The organism is Burkholderia sp. 572, from assembly GCF_040545135.1.
Lineage (GTDB): Bacteria > Pseudomonadota > Gammaproteobacteria > Burkholderiales > Burkholderiaceae > Burkholderia > Burkholderia cepacia.
The window spans coordinates 25,052-40,431 of sequence record NZ_JBEPLH010000005.1; the positions used below are offsets into that span (position 1 = coordinate 25,052).

Consider the following 15,380-nt stretch of genomic DNA (forward strand, 5'->3'; position numbering starts at 1 on the left):
TTCTTCAGGCTTCGCCGTCCGACGCCTCGTCGGCCTCGCCATCGCCCTCTTCAGCCTCCGCGATCTGCTGCAGGCCGGAGAGCTTGGTACCCTCATCGAGACTGATGAGTGTAACACCTTGCGTGGCACGCCCCATCTCGCGAATCTCCGAGACACGGGTGCGAATCAACACGCCGGCCGTCGTGATCAGCATGATCTGATCTTCGGCGTCGACGAGCGTTGCAGCCACGACCTTGCCGTTACGCTCCGACGTCTGGATCGCGATCATACCCTTCGTGCCGCGGCCGTGACGCGTGTACTCGGTGATCGGCGTGCGCTTGCCGTAGCCGTTCTCGGTCGCGGTGAGCACCGTCTGCTCCTCGCTGCCGGCAACCAGCATCGCGATGACCTGCTGCCCGTCCTCGAGCTGCATGCCGCGCACGCCTCGTGCTTCACGCCCCATCGGACGCACGTCGTTCTCGTCGAAGCGCACGGCCTTGCCGGAATCGGAGAACAGCATCACGTCGTGCGCACCGTCGGTGATCGACGCGCCGATCAGGTAGTCGCCCTCGTCGAGGCCGACCGCGATGATGCCCTTCTTCATCGGACGGCTGAATGCCTCGAGCGGCGTCTTCTTCACGGTACCGAGCGACGTCGCCATGAAGATGAACTTGTCGGCCGAGAACTCCTTGACCGGCAGCACGACGTTGATCTTCTCGCCTTCCTGCAGCGGGAACATGTTGACGATCGGGCGGCCGCGCGAGTTCCGCGAACCCTGCGGCACTTCATAGACCTTGACCCAGTACACGCGGCCGCGGTTCGAGAAGCACAGGATGTAGTCGTGCGTGTTCGCGATGAACAGCGTCTCGATCCAGTCGTCTTCCTTCATCTGCGTCGCCTGCTTGCCGCGGCCGCCGCGCTTCTGCGCGCGGTACTCGGACAGCGGCTGCGACTTCACGTAGCCCGCGTGCGACATCGTGACGACCATGTCCTGCGGCGTGATCAGATCCTCGGTGTTCAGCTCGGTCGCGTTCAGCTCGATCTTCGAGCGGCGCGCGTCGCCGAATTCGGCCTTCACCGAGGTCAGCTCCTCGCCGATCATCGTCGTGATCCGCTCGGGGCGTGCGAGGATGTCCAGCAGGTCGGCGATCTGCGCCATCACTTCGCGGTACTCGCCGATGATCTTGTCCTGCTCGAGGCCGGTCAGGCGCTGCAGGCGCATCTGCAGGATTTCCTGGGCCTGCGTGTCGGACAGGCGGTACAGCCCGTCGCTCTGCATGCCGAACGCCGGGTTCAGGCCTTCCGGGCGGTACGCGGAGCGGCCGCCGGCCGCCGCGTTCTCGCTCTCGGCGCGCGTGAGCATCTCGCGCACGAGCGACGAATCCCACGGCTTCGCCATCAACTCCGCCTTCGCGATCGGCGGCGTCGGCGCTGCCTTGATGATCGCGATGAACTCGTCGATGTTGGCGAGCGCGACCGCGAGACCTTCGAGCACATGGCCACGTTCACGGGCCTTGCGCAGTTCGTAGATCGTGCGGCGCGTCAGCACTTCGCGTCGGTGCGACAGGAAGCACTGCAGGATTTCCTTCAGGTTCAGCAGCTTCGGCTGGCCGTCGACCAGCGCGACCATGTTCATGCCGAACGTATCCTGGAGCTGCGTCGCCTTGTACAGGTTGTTCAGCACCACTTCCGGCACTTCACCGCGCTTGAGCTCGATCACGACGCGCATGCCGCTCTTGTCGGACTCGTCGCGGATGTCGGAGATGCCTTCGAGCTTCTTCTCGTTGACGAGTTCGGCGATCCGCTCGAGCAGCGAGCGTTTGTTCACCTGGTACGGCAGCTCGTCGACGATGATCGCCATCCGCTGGCCGCGGTCGATCTCCTCGAAGTGCGTGGCCGCGCGCATCACGACGCGACCGCGCCCGGTGCGGTAGCCGTCACGCACGCCGGCGACGCCGTAGATGATGCCGGCCGTCGGGAAATCCGGCGCCGGGATGATCTCGATCAGCTCGTCGATCGTCGCTTCCGGGTTACCCAGCAGATGCTGGCACGCGTCGACGACTTCGTTCAGGTTGTGCGGCGGGATGTTGGTCGCCATACCGACCGCGATGCCCGACGAGCCGTTGATCAGCAGGTTCGGGATGCGCGACGGCAGGACCGACGGCTGCATTTCGTTGCCGTCGTAGTTCGGCTCGAAATCGACCGTTTCCTTGTCGATGTCGGCGAGCAGCTCGTGACCGATCTTCGCCATGCGAATTTCGGTGTAACGCATCGCCGCGGCATTGTCGCCGTCGATCGAGCCGAAGTTGCCTTGCCCGTCGATCAGCATGTAGCGCAGCGAGAAGTCCTGCGCCATCCGCACGATCGTGTCGTACACCGCGGTGTCGCCGTGAGGATGGTACTTACCGATCACGTCACCGACGATACGCGCCGACTTCTTGTACGCGCGGTTCCAGTCGTTGTTCAGTTCGTGCATCGCGAACAACACGCGCCGATGCACGGGCTTCAAGCCATCGCGGACATCCGGGAGGGCACGTCCGACGATCACGCTCATCGCGTAATCGAGATACGAACGGCGCATTTCCTCCTCTAGGGAGGTGGGCAGGGTCTCTTTGGCGAATTGATCCATGTATCCGTATCGTTTCGGAGCGAAGACGGCGAACGCCTTTCGCGTGGGCGCTGCATGCGCAACGCAACGCGAGATTCTAACATGCGCCCATCAGCCGCCAATTCGCCGCCCCCTCTATATATAAATAGCGAAAATCGCGGCCACGTCGATTCGACCGAAATCGCACGCGACTCGACGCCGCCGGCGATCCCGTCACACTTGTTTCATGCGCACGAGTAAACAACCACGCACATTCGCGCAATTTCGCCGACACACTCTTGACAATCTCTAAAAGTTGCGGCAGGGCGGTGTTGCGCATGCACCACAAAGTTGAAGCGATCTTAGGGTGGGGAGGATTTTTTTTCGTAGGAAGGGAACGATATGGCAAAATGCCAACGCACTGAAAGTTAGACGCTGCTCGAAGTCTACACAGAGCGGTGCCGCGTTTTTTGTGCCGCACCAATGTTATACTTCGAGCAATGTATGACTTGTCACCGTCAACAGGCTCGCAGTAAACCTGCGGTAATCTCAATTTCGAGAGGAGAAATATGAATAAACTTTCAAAGCTCGCGTTCATTGCAGCTACCGCAGTTATGGCTGCATCCGCTTCGGCACAGTCGGTGCCGGCGTCGCGTCAAGCCGTCAATGACAACTGGGTGAACGGCACGGGCGAATGGGTGTGGATGAACGGCACGAACGAGCTCTGCTGGCGCGATGCGTTCTGGACGCCGGCCACCGCCAACGCGAAGTGCGATGGCGCACTGGTCGCCCAGGCACCGCAGCCGCCGGTCGCTCCGGTCGCTCCGGCTATCTCGAGCCAGAAGATCACGTATCAAGCTGACGCACTGTTCGACTTCGACAAGGCAACGCTCAAGCCGCTGGGCAAGCAAAAGCTGGACGAACTGGCTTCGAAGATCGAAGGCATGAACACGGAAGTGGTCGTCGCAACGGGCTACACGGACCGCATCGGTTCGGACAAGTACAACGACCGTCTGTCGCTGCGCCGTGCGCAAGCCGTGAAGTCGTACCTGGTCAGCAAGGGTGTGCCGGCCAACAAGATCTACACGGAAGGCAAGGGCAAGCGCAACCCGGTCACGACGGGCTGCAACCAGAAGAACCGCAAGCAACTCATCGCCTGCCTCGCACCGGATCGCCGCGTGGAAGTCGAAGTGGTTGGTACGCAAGAAGTCCAGAAGACGACCGTTCCGGCAAACTAAGCCGCGGTTTTCGACTGCTTCAAAGCCCCGCCCCGGCGGGGCTTTTTCTTTGACGCCCGTCCAGGCGCCTGCCGCTTCGCCGCTCGTCTGCTTCTTATATACTCGGGGCTGACGAATCGCAGTACCGCCCTCCTCTCGTAGCCCGTTTGCCGACATGACCAACGCCGATCCGCACGAACTCCAGAAATTCAGCGACCTCGCCCATCGGTGGTGGGATCCGAACGCCGAATTCAAGCCGCTGCACGACCTGAACCCGGTCCGCCTCGGCTGGATCGATGCGCATGCGCACCTCGCCGGCAAGCGTGCACTCGACGTCGGCTGCGGCGGCGGCATCCTGTCCGAATCGATGGCCGGACTCGGCGCACAGGTGAAAGGTATCGACCTGTCGACCGAAGCGCTCGGCGTCGCCGACCTGCACAGCCTCGAAAGCGGCATCACTGTCGACTATGAAGCCATCGCAGCGGAAGCGATCGCCGCGCGTGAACCGGGCACCTATGATGTCGTCACGTGCATGGAGATGCTAGAGCACGTGCCGTCTCCCGGCGATGTCGTCGCCGCGTGCGCGACGCTCGTGAAGCCGGGTGGCTGGGTGTTCTTCTCGACGCTGAACCGCAACCTGAAGGCCTACCTGTTCGCCGTGATCGGCGCGGAGTACATCGCGCAAATGCTGCCGAAGGGCACGCACGACTACGCGCGCTTCATCCGCCCGTCGGAACTGGCCGGCTTCGTGCGTGCGACGGATCTGCACATCGTGGAGATCAAGGGCATCACGTATCACCCGATCGGCAAGCGCTTCGCGCTGTCGAACGACACCGACATCAACTACCTCGTCGCGTGCCGCCGCGGCGCGTGACCCTCCACCCTGCATGACGACTCCCCTCTCGACCGCGCGGGCTGCACTCGACGAACCGCGCCTGCTGCACTGCGATGCCGTGCTGTTCGACCTGGACGGCACGCTCGCCGACACGGCCCCCGATCTCGCGGCGGCCGTCAACAAGATGCAACGCGTGCGCGACCTGCCCGAAACACCGCTCGACGTGCTGCGGCCGCTGGCCTCGGCCGGCGCGCGAGGCCTGCTCGGCGGCGCGTTCGGCATCGATCCGCACACGCCCGGTTACGAAGCGATGCGCGACGAGTTCCTGGCCAACTATGCGACGGATCTGTGTGTGCATACGACGCTGTTCCCCGGCATCGGCGACGTGCTCGACGAACTCGATGCACGCGGTGTGCGCTGGGGGATCGTCACGAACAAGGTGATGCGGCTCACGGCGCCGCTCGTCGAGTTGCTCGGTCTCGCGCCACGCGCGGCCTGCATCGTCGGGGGCGACACAACGCCGCACCCGAAGCCGCATCCGGCCCCGCTGCTGCATGCGGCCGACCAGTTGACGCTCGCGCCCGCACGCATCGTCTACGTCGGCGACGATCTGCGCGACATTCAGGCCGGCAGCGCCGCCGGCATGGCGACGATCGCGGCCGCGTACGGCTACTGCGGCGACGGCGCCGCACCGGCCGACTGGCAAGCGCAACATCTCGTCGACACGACACTGCAACTGCGCGAACTGCTGCGCGATGTTGGGCTATAATGGTCGATCTTATCCGCGGGGGCGACCTGGTTTCGACAGGGGTTGTGAAGCGGCTAGGGCATGTCGAGGACCCGTCACCTCGTTAATCAATGGGAAAATCGTAACTGCAAACGACGATACGTTCGCACTGGCAGCCTAAGGGCCGCCGTCCTCTGCCTAGTTCACTGACGGGCTAGTGTCGCAAGACCGGTAGCAATACCGCCAGAGGTCATTTACGTCAGTTAAGCCCTGTCGGCGTCGCGACGCCAGGGTCGAAAACCTAGCGAATCGCCGTAGTGCAGCGTGTTCGTCCGCGTCGCTGCGGTTAAATCAAATGACTGAACTAAACATGTAGAACTAGTCGTGGAGCGCTTCTGGACGCGGGTTCGATTCCCGCCGCCTCCACCAAATTCCGCGCTCGTCGCACAAACCCCGCATGACGCAAGTCTGCGGGGTTTTTTGTTGCCGCCGAAACGCATGCCCCCTTCCCCTTCCGAAAAAGCGCCCAGCCACGGACGGGCCGGGCGGAATGCCACCGGTATTCCGGCGACAGGAGGTGACGGATGTCCTGCCGCGCCCGCACAATCATCGATCGCGCCAGGCGGCGGCCGGCCCGGGTGCCGCAGTGCCGGACGCGTCGTCGCACCAGCACTCACGCACACCGGGCGATGTGCGGCTTAGCTGCCGCGATACAGCGACTTCATTTCTTCAGCGGTGGCCGGGCGCACGCCCATTGCACGCGAACCCGATGCCGACGCACCTTGCGCCTGTGCACCGTAACCGCTGGCGTCGGCGCCTTGCGCTTGCGCCATCGCGCTGCGCTGTTGCTCGGCAACACGCGCCGTTGCGGCCTGGATCGCTTCCGGATAATGCGGATCTTCGCCGCGAGCGGAGTTGTAACCTGCCTGCTGCAACTGGACCAGTTCGGCGCGAACCTGCGCGCGGGTGATCGTCGAACCCGACTGGGCAAACGACACGACCGGGGCAACGAGAGCGGCAGCAACGACAACAGCTTGAACGAGCGACTTCATGATGACCTACCTCCAGATTTGTCTGTGTTCGCGGTGAACACCTTGTTCATCGCTGACAACCCGAAGTTTATGTAGGCGGATGCTTAAGAATAAGGCAGGTTTCTGGAAGACATCCTTCCTGATTTACGGGTTAACCCTAAATCCCCACCAGGCCGACGATGCGCGCATGCAGGCATCGCCCGACACCGAATCGCATGAAGATTCCGCCGGAAAGCAAAAGCCCCGCGAAGCGGCAACACTTCGCGGGGCTCGGACAGAACCGGAATCCCACGGGACTCCGGCAGTCGCCGGTCAACCGGCCAGGCCAGTACGTGGACGCAACGCCCGTCAAGCGAACCGGCGCCGCATGACCCTTGCGGACGTACTCCGTCCGCCCGGTTACTGGCTATCCATCGGACACTTCAGGTTGCAGCCGTTCGGATCGCCCAGGTCGCCCTTACGGCGCAAGGCCGACTTCTTGCCGCTCTGGTATTTCTGCGACGGCGTCGACGCTGCGAACGGCATCTGCGGATGCTCGTTCAGGCGAAACTGTTCGCTCAGGATACCGCCAGGCACACCGGGGGAATTCTGCGCGAGCGCGAACGGCGAAACAGCGGCCAGCAGCCCCGCGGTCAACGCTGCCGCGGCGAGGGGAACGGAAAATTTCATGGCGGGATGACGCTTGAACGGCGTACTTGTTGGAACGTTGGTCAAGCGGCAAGCGTAGCGCAAATCCCCCGCTGCTGCAGCGCGGTTCGATCGCGCGCGCGTTACCGCGAATTGCCGCCCGGCACGCTCGCGCCGTCGCCGCCGGCCAGCCCCGTCGCGATGCTCGTCAACGTTCCGCACGCAGCCGGATCGTAGCCGTCGAGATGCGCGACGCGCTCGACGAAGCGCGCGTCGCGCAGCAGCGCCAGTACGCCGGCAAGCGGCCGCGCGTCGAGCCGCGCGCGTTCGCACGCGAAGTAATAGTCCTCGTCGACGACCGGGATGAAATCGAGCCCGAAATGATGGGCGGCAGGTTCGACGCCGAAGCCGAGATCGGCCATCCCGCTCGCGACGAACGCCGCGATCGCCGAATGCGTGAGCTCGGCCGATGCGTAGCCGTCGATGCGCTCGGGATCAATGCCGATCGCGCGCAGCGCGAGGTCCAGCAGCATGCGCGTGCCCGACCCCGGCTGGCGGTTGACGAAGCGGATGTCATTGCGCGCGAGATCCGCGAGGCCGCGAACCTGCTTCGGGTTGCCGCGCGGGACGAACAGCCCCTGCTGGCGCCGAGTCAGGTGGATCAGCACATGGCGCGTATCGTCGAGCCACGGCCGGTAGATTTGCGCGCACTGTGCACGAAACGCACCGCGCGGCAGATGGAAGCCCGCCAGGTCGCACTCGCCGCGGGCAAGCGCCTGCACGGCCTCGACGCTCTCGCGATACTTGATGTCGACAGCCGCCTGCGCATCGACGAGCGCGGATACGAGCGTCGCGACCGCGTAGCCGTGCGACGCATGAATGCGCACGGCGCCGTCGCGCTGCGCGAGCCGCCGGTTCAGGTCGCTCGCCACCTCGGCCGCCAGCGTCCGCAGGTTACCGTCGAGCCGGCTGCGCGCGAGGCGTTGCGCATCGACGACCGCCTGCCCGAGCGCCGACAGCGTCGAGCCCTTGCCGCGCGCGGTTTCGATCAGTTCCCCGCCGATGCACGCCTCCAGCGCGCGCAGCATGCCCCACGCGTGCCGGTAGGACAGCCCTTTCGCGTGCGCGGCCTGCGCGATGCTGCCCGTGTCGGCCACGAGTTCCAGCAACGGCGCGACATCCGACAGGCTGGCCGCACGGCCTTCCGTGTCGCGTACGGTCAGATACGCGTCGCATTCGATTCGAACCAATTATGCACTCCGATTTCCTATTGCGACCGCCAAATCTTCCGCTTATCGTTGTTCAAAATCAATCAGAACGAAGTCGAAGTGCGCACTATATGAATTCAGAGCGCATATGAGATTTTGGAGGAGCACAACCGATGTCCCCGAATTCCGAAGCGCCCGACGCGCTCGTCGAGCGCCATGCGCGCGCCGGCCGGTCGCTCGTGGCGATCCTGCACGCGATCCAGGACGACGCGGGCTACGTGCCGCCGGGCTGCGTCGCGCCGCTCGCCAGGGCGCTCAACCTGTCGCGCGCGGAAGTGCACGGCGTACTGACTTACTACCACCACTTCCGCACCGCACCGCCCGCCCGCGTGACGATCCAGATGTGCCGTGCCGAAGCGTGCCGCAGCATGGGCTGCGAAGCGCTGGCCGCGCATGCGGAAGCCCGCACGGGTTGCCGGTTCGACGCGGCGCACGGCGATGTCGCGAACGCGCATGCGCCCGGCGACGTCGCGCTCGAATCGGTCTACTGCCTCGGACTGTGTGCGCAATCGCCGTCGCTGACGGTCAACGGCGTGCTGCACGCGAAGGTCACGCCGGAGAAATTCGACGCGCTGCTTGCCGAGGCGGTCGCCCATACCCCGGAGGCCGCATGACGACCCGCATCTACGTTCCGCGCGATTCGTCCGCACTGGCACTCGGCGCCGACGCGCTCGCCGCCGCCATCACGGCGGAAGCGCAGCGGCGCGGCGTCGCCGTCGAGCTGGTCCGCAACGGTTCGCGCGGGCTGCTGTGGCTCGAGCCGCTCGTCGAGGTCGGCACGGCCGCCGGCCGCGTCGGTTATGCGAACCTGTCGGCCGCCGACGTGCCGGCCCTGTTCGACGCAAACTGGCTCGACGGCGGCACGCATCCGAGCGGTGTCGGCCTCGTCGACGCATTGCCCTATCTCGCGCGCCAGCAACGCCTCACGTTCGCACGCATCGGCCTGACCGATCCGCTGTCGATCGACGACTACCTGCAATACGAAGGCCTCGCCGGCCTGAAGAACGCGCTCGCGCTCGACGGCGACGCCGCGTGCGAAACGCTGATCGAATCGGGGTTGCGCGGCCGCGGCGGTGCCGCGTTCCCGGCCGGCATCAAATGGCGCACGGTCCGGCAAGCCAGCGCCACGCAGAAATACATCGTCTGCAATGCAGACGAAGGCGATTCGGGCACGTTCTCCGACCGCCTCATCATGGAATGCGATCCGTACTGCCTGATCGAAGGGATGATCATCGCGGGCGTCGCGACCGGCGCGACGGTCGGCTACATCTACGTGCGCAGCGAATACCCGCATGCAATCGCCACGCTCGAAGCCGCGATCGTCCGTGCACGCGAAGCCGGCTGGCTCGGCGAGCACGTGCTCGGCTCCGCGCATGCGTTCGAGCTGCACGTCGCGAAAGGCGCGGGCTCGTACGTGTGCGGCGAGGAAACGGCGCTGCTCGAATCGCTCGAAGGCAAGCGCGGCGTCGTGCGGGCGAAACCGCCGCTGCCCGCGCTCGCGGGCCTGTACGGCCAGCCGACCGTCATCAACAACGTGATCACGCTCGCGACGGCGCCCGTGATCTTCGCGCGCGGCGCCGCGTTCTATCGCGACTACGGGATGGGCCGCTCACGCGGCACGCTGCCGTTCCAGCTCGCGGGCAACATCCGCCACGGCGGCCTCGTCGAGCTCGCGTTCGGCGTCACGCTGCGCGAGCTGCTGTTCGATTTCGGCGGCGGCACGGCAAGCGGCCGGCCCGCGCGCGCCGCCCAGGTCGGCGGCCCGCTCGGCACCTACCTGCCCGACCACCAGTGGGACGTGCCGCTCGACTACGAAGCGTACACGGCGATCGGCGCGGTCGTCGGGCACGGCGGCATCGTGCTCCACGACGATACGTCGAACCTCGCCGAGCTGGCCGAATACGCGATGAAGTTCTGCGCGATCGAGTCGTGCGGCAAGTGCACGCCGTGCCGGATCGGTTCGACACGTGGCGTCGAGACGATCGCGCGCATCCGCCACGGCGACACGTCGGAGCGGCAGGTCACGCTGCTGCGCGACCTGTGCGACACGATGCTGGCCGGTTCGCTGTGCGCAATGGGAGGCATGACACCCTACCCGGTGCTGTCCGCGCTCGACCATTTCCCCGAAGATTTCGGGCTCGCCGCCGGCAAGGACGCCGCGTCGGGTCCGGTCAAGGCTGCGGCCTGACCCAGAAGGAGCCCTGCATGTCCCTCGACACGAACAACGTCCGCCAAGGCGGCTGCGGCTCGGGCCAATGCGCGTGCAAGAGCGCCGCGCAAGCGCGTGCCCGCGACCCGTTCGACGATACCGACTACGGCACGCCGCAACGGCATGCCGATACCGACGTCACGCTCGAAATCGACGGCCAGCCGGTCACCGTGCCGGCCGGCACGTCGGTGATGCGCGCGGCGATCGAAGCCGGCGTCAACGTCCCGAAGCTCTGCGCGACCGATTCGCTCGAACCGTTCGGCTCGTGCCGGCTGTGCCTCGTCGAGATCGAAGGCCGGCGAGGTTATCCCGCCTCGTGCACGACGCCGGCCGAAGCGGGCATGAAGGTGCGCACGCAGTCGGACCGGCTGCAGTCGCTGCGTCGCAACGTGATGGAGCTGTACATCTCCGACCATCCGCTCGACTGCCTCACCTGCCCCGCCAACGGCGACTGCGAGTTGCAGGACATGGCGGGCGTCGTCGGGCTGCGCGAAGTGCGCTACGGCTTCGACGGCGCGAATCACCTGAAAGACCGCAAGGACGAGTCGAACCCGTACTTCACGTACGACCCGTCGAAGTGCATCGTCTGCAACCGCTGCGTGCGCGCCTGCGAGGAAACGCAAGGCACGTTCGCGCTGACGATCGCCGCACGCGGCTTCGAATCGCGCGTCGCCGCCGGCGAAAGCGAATCGTTCATGGCGTCGGAATGCGTATCATGCGGCGCATGCGTCGCCGCCTGCCCGACCGCCACGCTGCAGGAAAAAACGGTCGTGCAACTCGGCCAGGCGGAACACTCCGTCGTCACGACCTGCGCGTACTGCGGCGTCGGCTGCTCGTTCAAGGCCGAGATGAAGGGCACGCAGGTCGTGCGCATGACGCCGCACAAGAACGGCCTCGCGAACGAAGGCCATGCGTGCGTGAAGGGACGCTTCGCATGGGGCTACGCGACGCACAAGGACCGCATCACGAAGCCGATGATCCGCGAGAAGATCACCGACCCGTGGCGCGAAGTCAGCTGGGACGAAGCGCTCGCCTACGCGGCAACGCAATTCCGCAAGCTGCAGCAGAAGTACGGCCGCGACTCGATCGGCGGCATCACGTCGTCGCGCTGCACGAACGAGGAAACCTACCTCGTGCAGAAACTGGTGCGCGCCGCATTCGGCAACAACAACGTCGACACCTGCGCACGCGTGTGCCACTCGCCGACGGGCTACGGCCTCAAGACGACGCTCGGCGAATCGGCCGGCACGCAGACGTTCGCGTCGGTCGGCCAGGCCGACGTGATCGTCGTGATGGGCGCGAACCCGACCGACGGGCACCCGGTGTTCGGCTCGCGGCTGAAGCGGCGTGTGCGCGAAGGTGCGAAGCTGATCGTGATCGACCCGCGCCGCATCGACGTCGTCGACGGCCCGCACGTGAAGGCCACCCACCATCTGCAGCTGCGCCCCGGCACCAACGTCGCGATCGTCAACGCACTCGCGCACGTGATCGTCACCGAGGGGCTCGTCGACGACGCGTTCGTCGCCGAGCGCTGCGAGACGCGCGCATTCGAACAGTGGCGCGAATTCGTATCGCGTGCCGACAACTCTCCCGAGGCGACCGCCGACGTGACGGGCGTGCCGGCGGAACGGGTCCGTGAAGCCGCGCGCCTCTATGCGACGGGCGGCAATGCCGCGATCTATTACGGGCTGGGCGTGACCGAGCACGCGCAGGGCTCGACGACGGTGATGGGCATCGCGAACCTCGCGATGGCGACCGGCAACGTCGGCCGCGAAGGCGTCGGCGTCAATCCGCTGCGCGGCCAGAACAACGTGCAGGGTTCGTGCGACATGGGCTCGTTCCCGCACGAGCTGCCCGGCTACCGGCACATCAGCGACACGATCGTGCGCACGCAGTTCGAACAGGCGTGGTCGGCCACGCTGCAACCCGAACCGGGGCTGCGCATCCCGAACATGTTCGACGCGGCGCTCGACGGCAGCTTCAAGGGGCTCTACTGCCAGGGCGAGGACATCGTCCAGTCGGACCCGAATACGCAGCACGTCGCAGCCGCACTGTCGGCCATGGAGTGCATCGTCGTGCAGGACATCTTCCTGAACGAGACCGCGAAATACGCGCACGTGCTGCTGCCCGGCTCGTCGTTCCTCGAGAAGGACGGCACGTTCACGAACGCGGAACGCCGCATCTCGCGCGTGCGCAAGGTGATGCCGCCGCTCGCGGGCTACGCCGACTGGGAAGTCACCCTGATGCTGTCGCGCGCGCTCGGCTACGAGATGGACTATGCGCATCCGTCGGAAATCATGGACGAGATCGCGCGACTCACGCCGACGTTCTCGGGCGTGTCGTACGCGAAGCTCGACGCGCTCGGCAGCATCCAGTGGCCGTGCAACGAGCACGCACCGGAAGGCACGCCGACGATGCACATCGACGCATTCGTGCGCGGCAAGGGCAAGTTCGTGATCACGCAGTTCATCGCGTCGCCGGAGAAGGTCACGCAGCGTTATCCGCTGATCCTGACGACGGGTCGCATCCTGTCGCAATACAACGTCGGCGCGCAGACGCGCCGCACCGAGAACGTCCGCTGGCACGAGGAGGATCGCCTCGAGATCCATCCGCACGACGCGCAGGATCGCGGGATCCGCAGCGGCGACTGGGTCGGCATCGAGTCGCGCGCGGGGCAGACGGTGCTGCGCGCGCTCGTGACCGAACGCATGCAGCCGGGCGTCGTCTATACGACGTTCCACTTCCCCGAATCGGGTGCGAACGTGATCACGACGGACAGCTCGGACTGGGCGACGAACTGCCCCGAGTACAAGGTGACGGCCGTCCAGGTGCTGCCCGTCGCGCAGCCGTCCGACTGGCAGAAAGCCTACGCACGCTTCAACGCCGAGCAGCTCGATCTGCTCGAGCGCCGTGCGGCCGCGACCGCCGGCGTGACCACGGGCAAGTGAGGAAGCGATGGACAACGGACACCTGATCGACATGGCCAACCAGATCGGCGCATTCTTCGAATCGATGCCCGATCGCGACGAAGCGCTGGCCGGTATCGCCGACCATATCCGGCGCTTCTGGGAGCCGCGGATGCGCCGCGCGCTTCTCGCGGCGCTCGACGATCCGTCATGCGAGGCCGCGCAACGCGCGGCACCGATCGTGCGCGACGCGATCGCCGCGCACCGCGCGTCCCTCGTGCCTGCCGCGGCAAAGGCCTGACCGCCCCGCTACGCGGGCCGCGACATGCCCGCGAACCAGCTTTCGCAGTGACGCAGCAACGCGTTCGCGTCGGTCGCCGTGCGCCCGCGCGCGGCCACGTAACCGTCGGGCCGGAGCAGGTAAAACGACGGCCGTGAGCGGCCGTATTCCTGCGCAAGCCCGGCATCCCCGCCTTCGGCATCGGTGACGCGCCAGACGCGCACCGCGTCCGGCATGATCCGTTCGAGCCCCTGCGCGAGCACCTGCGCATCGGCCGGTATCGGCGGCAACGCGCCGGCGTCGACGTCCGGCGGCTCTTCCAGCAGCAGCAACGTGAAGCTCGCCGGATCGTGCAGGTCGTATAGCCGCGCCGTGCCGGGCGCCTGACCGAGCGGCCCGTCGACCACGCGCACGTATGCATCGGGTGCCCGCTCACCTGCGCGCGGCCCGCCGTCAAGCACGCGCTCCAGCGTGAGCGGGCTCTTCCGGTACTGCACGCCGAGTTCGCTGACCGTACGCCGCACGGCGTCGCGCATCGGCCCGAACGACGCCAGCAGCGGCACGACATGATCGCGCAGCAGCTTCATCGCGCCGCGCTCGGCTTCGACGACCTGCGTGACGAAACCGGTCTGTCGCAACACGTCGCGCTCGATCGGATGACGTTCCGCGTGATACGTGTCGAGAAGCCGCTCTGGCGTGCCCGCGCCGAGCACGCGCGCGAGCTTCCAGCCAAGATTGAACGCTTCCTGGATGCCGGTGTTCATGCCCTGCGCCCCGGCCGGGCTGTGGACGTGCGCGGCGTCGCCCGCGAAGAACACGCGGCCGTGACGCAGCCGGTCGACCATCCGGCTGTGCAGGTGAAAATAGGACGACCACGCGAGATCGCTCGGCGAGATCGACGCGCCGGCACGGGCACGCACGATCGCGTCGCATTCCGCGAGCGACGGGACCGGCGCATCGGACGACGCGTCGCTGCCGGGCGGCCGGTCGGCCACGAGCCGGTAACGGCCGCCGCCCATCGGAAACAGGCCGGCCATGCCTTCGGGCGTCGCGAACAGGTGGATCTCTTCGTCCGGCCAGTCGGGTATCGCCGCGAAATCGGCGAGCAGGAACGTCTGCTCGAACGCCTGCCCGGTGAAGCCCAGGCCGAGCAGATGCCTGACCGTGCTGTGCGCGCCGTCGGCGGCGATCAGGTACGACGGCGCGAACGATTCGTCACGACCGTCGGCGCGGCGGATCGACACGTCGAGCGACGCGCCGCCCGCATCGCATGCGGTCAGCGTCGCGCCGCGCTCGACCGTCACGCCGAGCCGGGCCAGATGCTCGGCGAGCAGGCGCTCGGTGACGGTCTGGTCGAGAAACAGCAGGTACGGATAGCGCGTATGCAGCGGATCGAAATCGAGCCGCGCGATCACGCGGCCGTCGGCATGGAGCGCGGCTGCATGCGCACGATGGCCGAGCGCGAGAAACGGTTCGACCGCGCGATGCTGCTCCAGCAGTTCGAGCGTGCGCGCCTGGATGCCGATCGCGCGCGAATGCGGCGCGGGCGCGGCAAGCCGATCGATGATGCGCACCGGCACGCGGGCTCGCGCGAGGCTCATCGCCGCGGCAAGGCCGGTCGGCCCCGCACCGACGATCAGCACGGGCAGGATATCGGGCAGTGTGTCAGCCATGAGAACCTCGATGACACGCGATCCTGCAAGTCTACGCCGCT

The 15,380-nt window shown here is 66.2% G+C and carries 12 protein-coding genes and 1 other RNA gene; 8 read left to right on the top strand and 5 right to left on the bottom strand.

Annotated elements, in window-relative coordinates; all coding sequences use genetic code 11:
- Window positions 1–4: 4 nt before the first annotated feature.
- Window positions 5–2,608: a DNA gyrase subunit A gene (gene gyrA / locus ABIC51_RS11000; protein WP_027788066.1), complete on the bottom strand. Its 2,604-nt coding sequence runs from the start codon at window positions 2,606–2,608 to the stop codon at window positions 5–7.
- Window positions 2,609–3,135: 527 nt separating this feature from the next.
- Between gyrA and ompA the strand changes: the two genes are divergently transcribed.
- The 4 genes from ompA (at window position 3,136) to ssrA (ending at window position 5,774) form a co-directional block, all read left to right on the top strand.
- The gene (gene ompA, locus ABIC51_RS11005; RefSeq protein WP_021157465.1) at window positions 3,136–3,804 is read left to right on the top strand and encodes an outer membrane protein OmpA; all 669 of its coding nucleotides are present in this window, start codon (window positions 3,136–3,138) and stop codon (window positions 3,802–3,804) included.
- Window positions 3,805–3,958: 154 nt separating this feature from the next.
- Window positions 3,959–4,657, top strand: a complete 699-nt coding sequence (gene ubiG / locus ABIC51_RS11010) for a bifunctional 2-polyprenyl-6-hydroxyphenol methylase/3-demethylubiquinol 3-O-methyltransferase UbiG (RefSeq protein ID WP_027788067.1) — start codon at window positions 3,959–3,961, stop codon at window positions 4,655–4,657.
- A 13-nt stretch (window positions 4,658–4,670) separates the two neighbouring features.
- Window positions 4,671–5,387, top strand: a complete 717-nt coding sequence (gene gph / locus ABIC51_RS11015) for a phosphoglycolate phosphatase (protein ID WP_060357168.1) — start codon at window positions 4,671–4,673, stop codon at window positions 5,385–5,387.
- A 17-nt stretch (window positions 5,388–5,404) separates the two neighbouring features.
- Window positions 5,405–5,774: a transfer-messenger RNA gene (gene ssrA / locus ABIC51_RS11020) on the top strand.
- Window positions 5,775–6,043: 269 nt separating this feature from the next.
- Here the strand turns inward: ssrA and ABIC51_RS11025 are convergent.
- From ABIC51_RS11025 to ABIC51_RS11035, 3 genes are all read right to left on the bottom strand, one after another.
- On the bottom strand, window positions 6,044–6,397 hold the full coding sequence (locus ABIC51_RS11025) for a DUF4148 domain-containing protein (RefSeq protein ID WP_027788069.1): 354 nt from the start codon (window positions 6,395–6,397) through the stop codon (window positions 6,044–6,046).
- Window positions 6,398–6,775: 378 nt separating this feature from the next.
- Entirely contained in the window at window positions 6,776–7,045 is a 270-nt protein-coding gene (locus ABIC51_RS11030; protein WP_027788070.1) for a hypothetical protein, read from the bottom strand.
- Window positions 7,046–7,146: 101 nt separating this feature from the next.
- Window positions 7,147–8,253 carry a substrate-binding domain-containing protein gene (locus tag ABIC51_RS11035; RefSeq protein ID WP_027788071.1) on the bottom strand — a complete coding sequence of 369 codons (1,107 nt, stop codon included), beginning with the start codon at window positions 8,251–8,253 and terminating at the stop codon, window positions 7,147–7,149.
- A 131-nt stretch (window positions 8,254–8,384) separates the two neighbouring features.
- On the opposite strand from ABIC51_RS11035, the gene ABIC51_RS11040 reads away from it, so the two are divergent.
- From ABIC51_RS11040 to ABIC51_RS11055, 4 genes are read left to right on the top strand one after another with little or no spacing between them, the layout of a single operon-like run.
- Entirely contained in the window at window positions 8,385–8,885 is a 501-nt protein-coding gene (locus tag ABIC51_RS11040; protein WP_027788072.1) for an NAD(P)H-dependent oxidoreductase subunit E, read from the top strand.
- Complete coding sequence (locus tag ABIC51_RS11045) at window positions 8,882–10,459, top strand: formate dehydrogenase beta subunit (protein ID WP_059590198.1); 1,578 nt, start codon at window positions 8,882–8,884, stop codon at window positions 10,457–10,459. The genes ABIC51_RS11040 and ABIC51_RS11045 overlap by 4 nt, the downstream gene beginning before the upstream one ends.
- Window positions 10,460–10,476: 17 nt before the next feature.
- Window positions 10,477–13,428 carry a formate dehydrogenase subunit alpha gene (gene fdhF, locus ABIC51_RS11050; protein WP_146253461.1) on the top strand — a complete coding sequence of 984 codons (2,952 nt, stop codon included), beginning with the start codon at window positions 10,477–10,479 and terminating at the stop codon, window positions 13,426–13,428.
- A gap of 7 nt (window positions 13,429–13,435) precedes the next feature.
- Window positions 13,436–13,687, top strand: coding sequence for a formate dehydrogenase subunit delta (locus tag ABIC51_RS11055; protein ID WP_027788075.1), 252 nt, complete (start codon window positions 13,436–13,438; stop codon window positions 13,685–13,687).
- An 8-nt stretch (window positions 13,688–13,695) separates the two neighbouring features.
- Here ABIC51_RS11055 and ABIC51_RS11060 read toward each other — a convergent pair whose 3' ends face one another.
- Entirely contained in the window at window positions 13,696–15,339 is a 1,644-nt protein-coding gene (locus ABIC51_RS11060) for an FAD-dependent monooxygenase (protein WP_027788076.1), read from the bottom strand.
- Window positions 15,340–15,380: the final 41 nt, after the last annotated feature.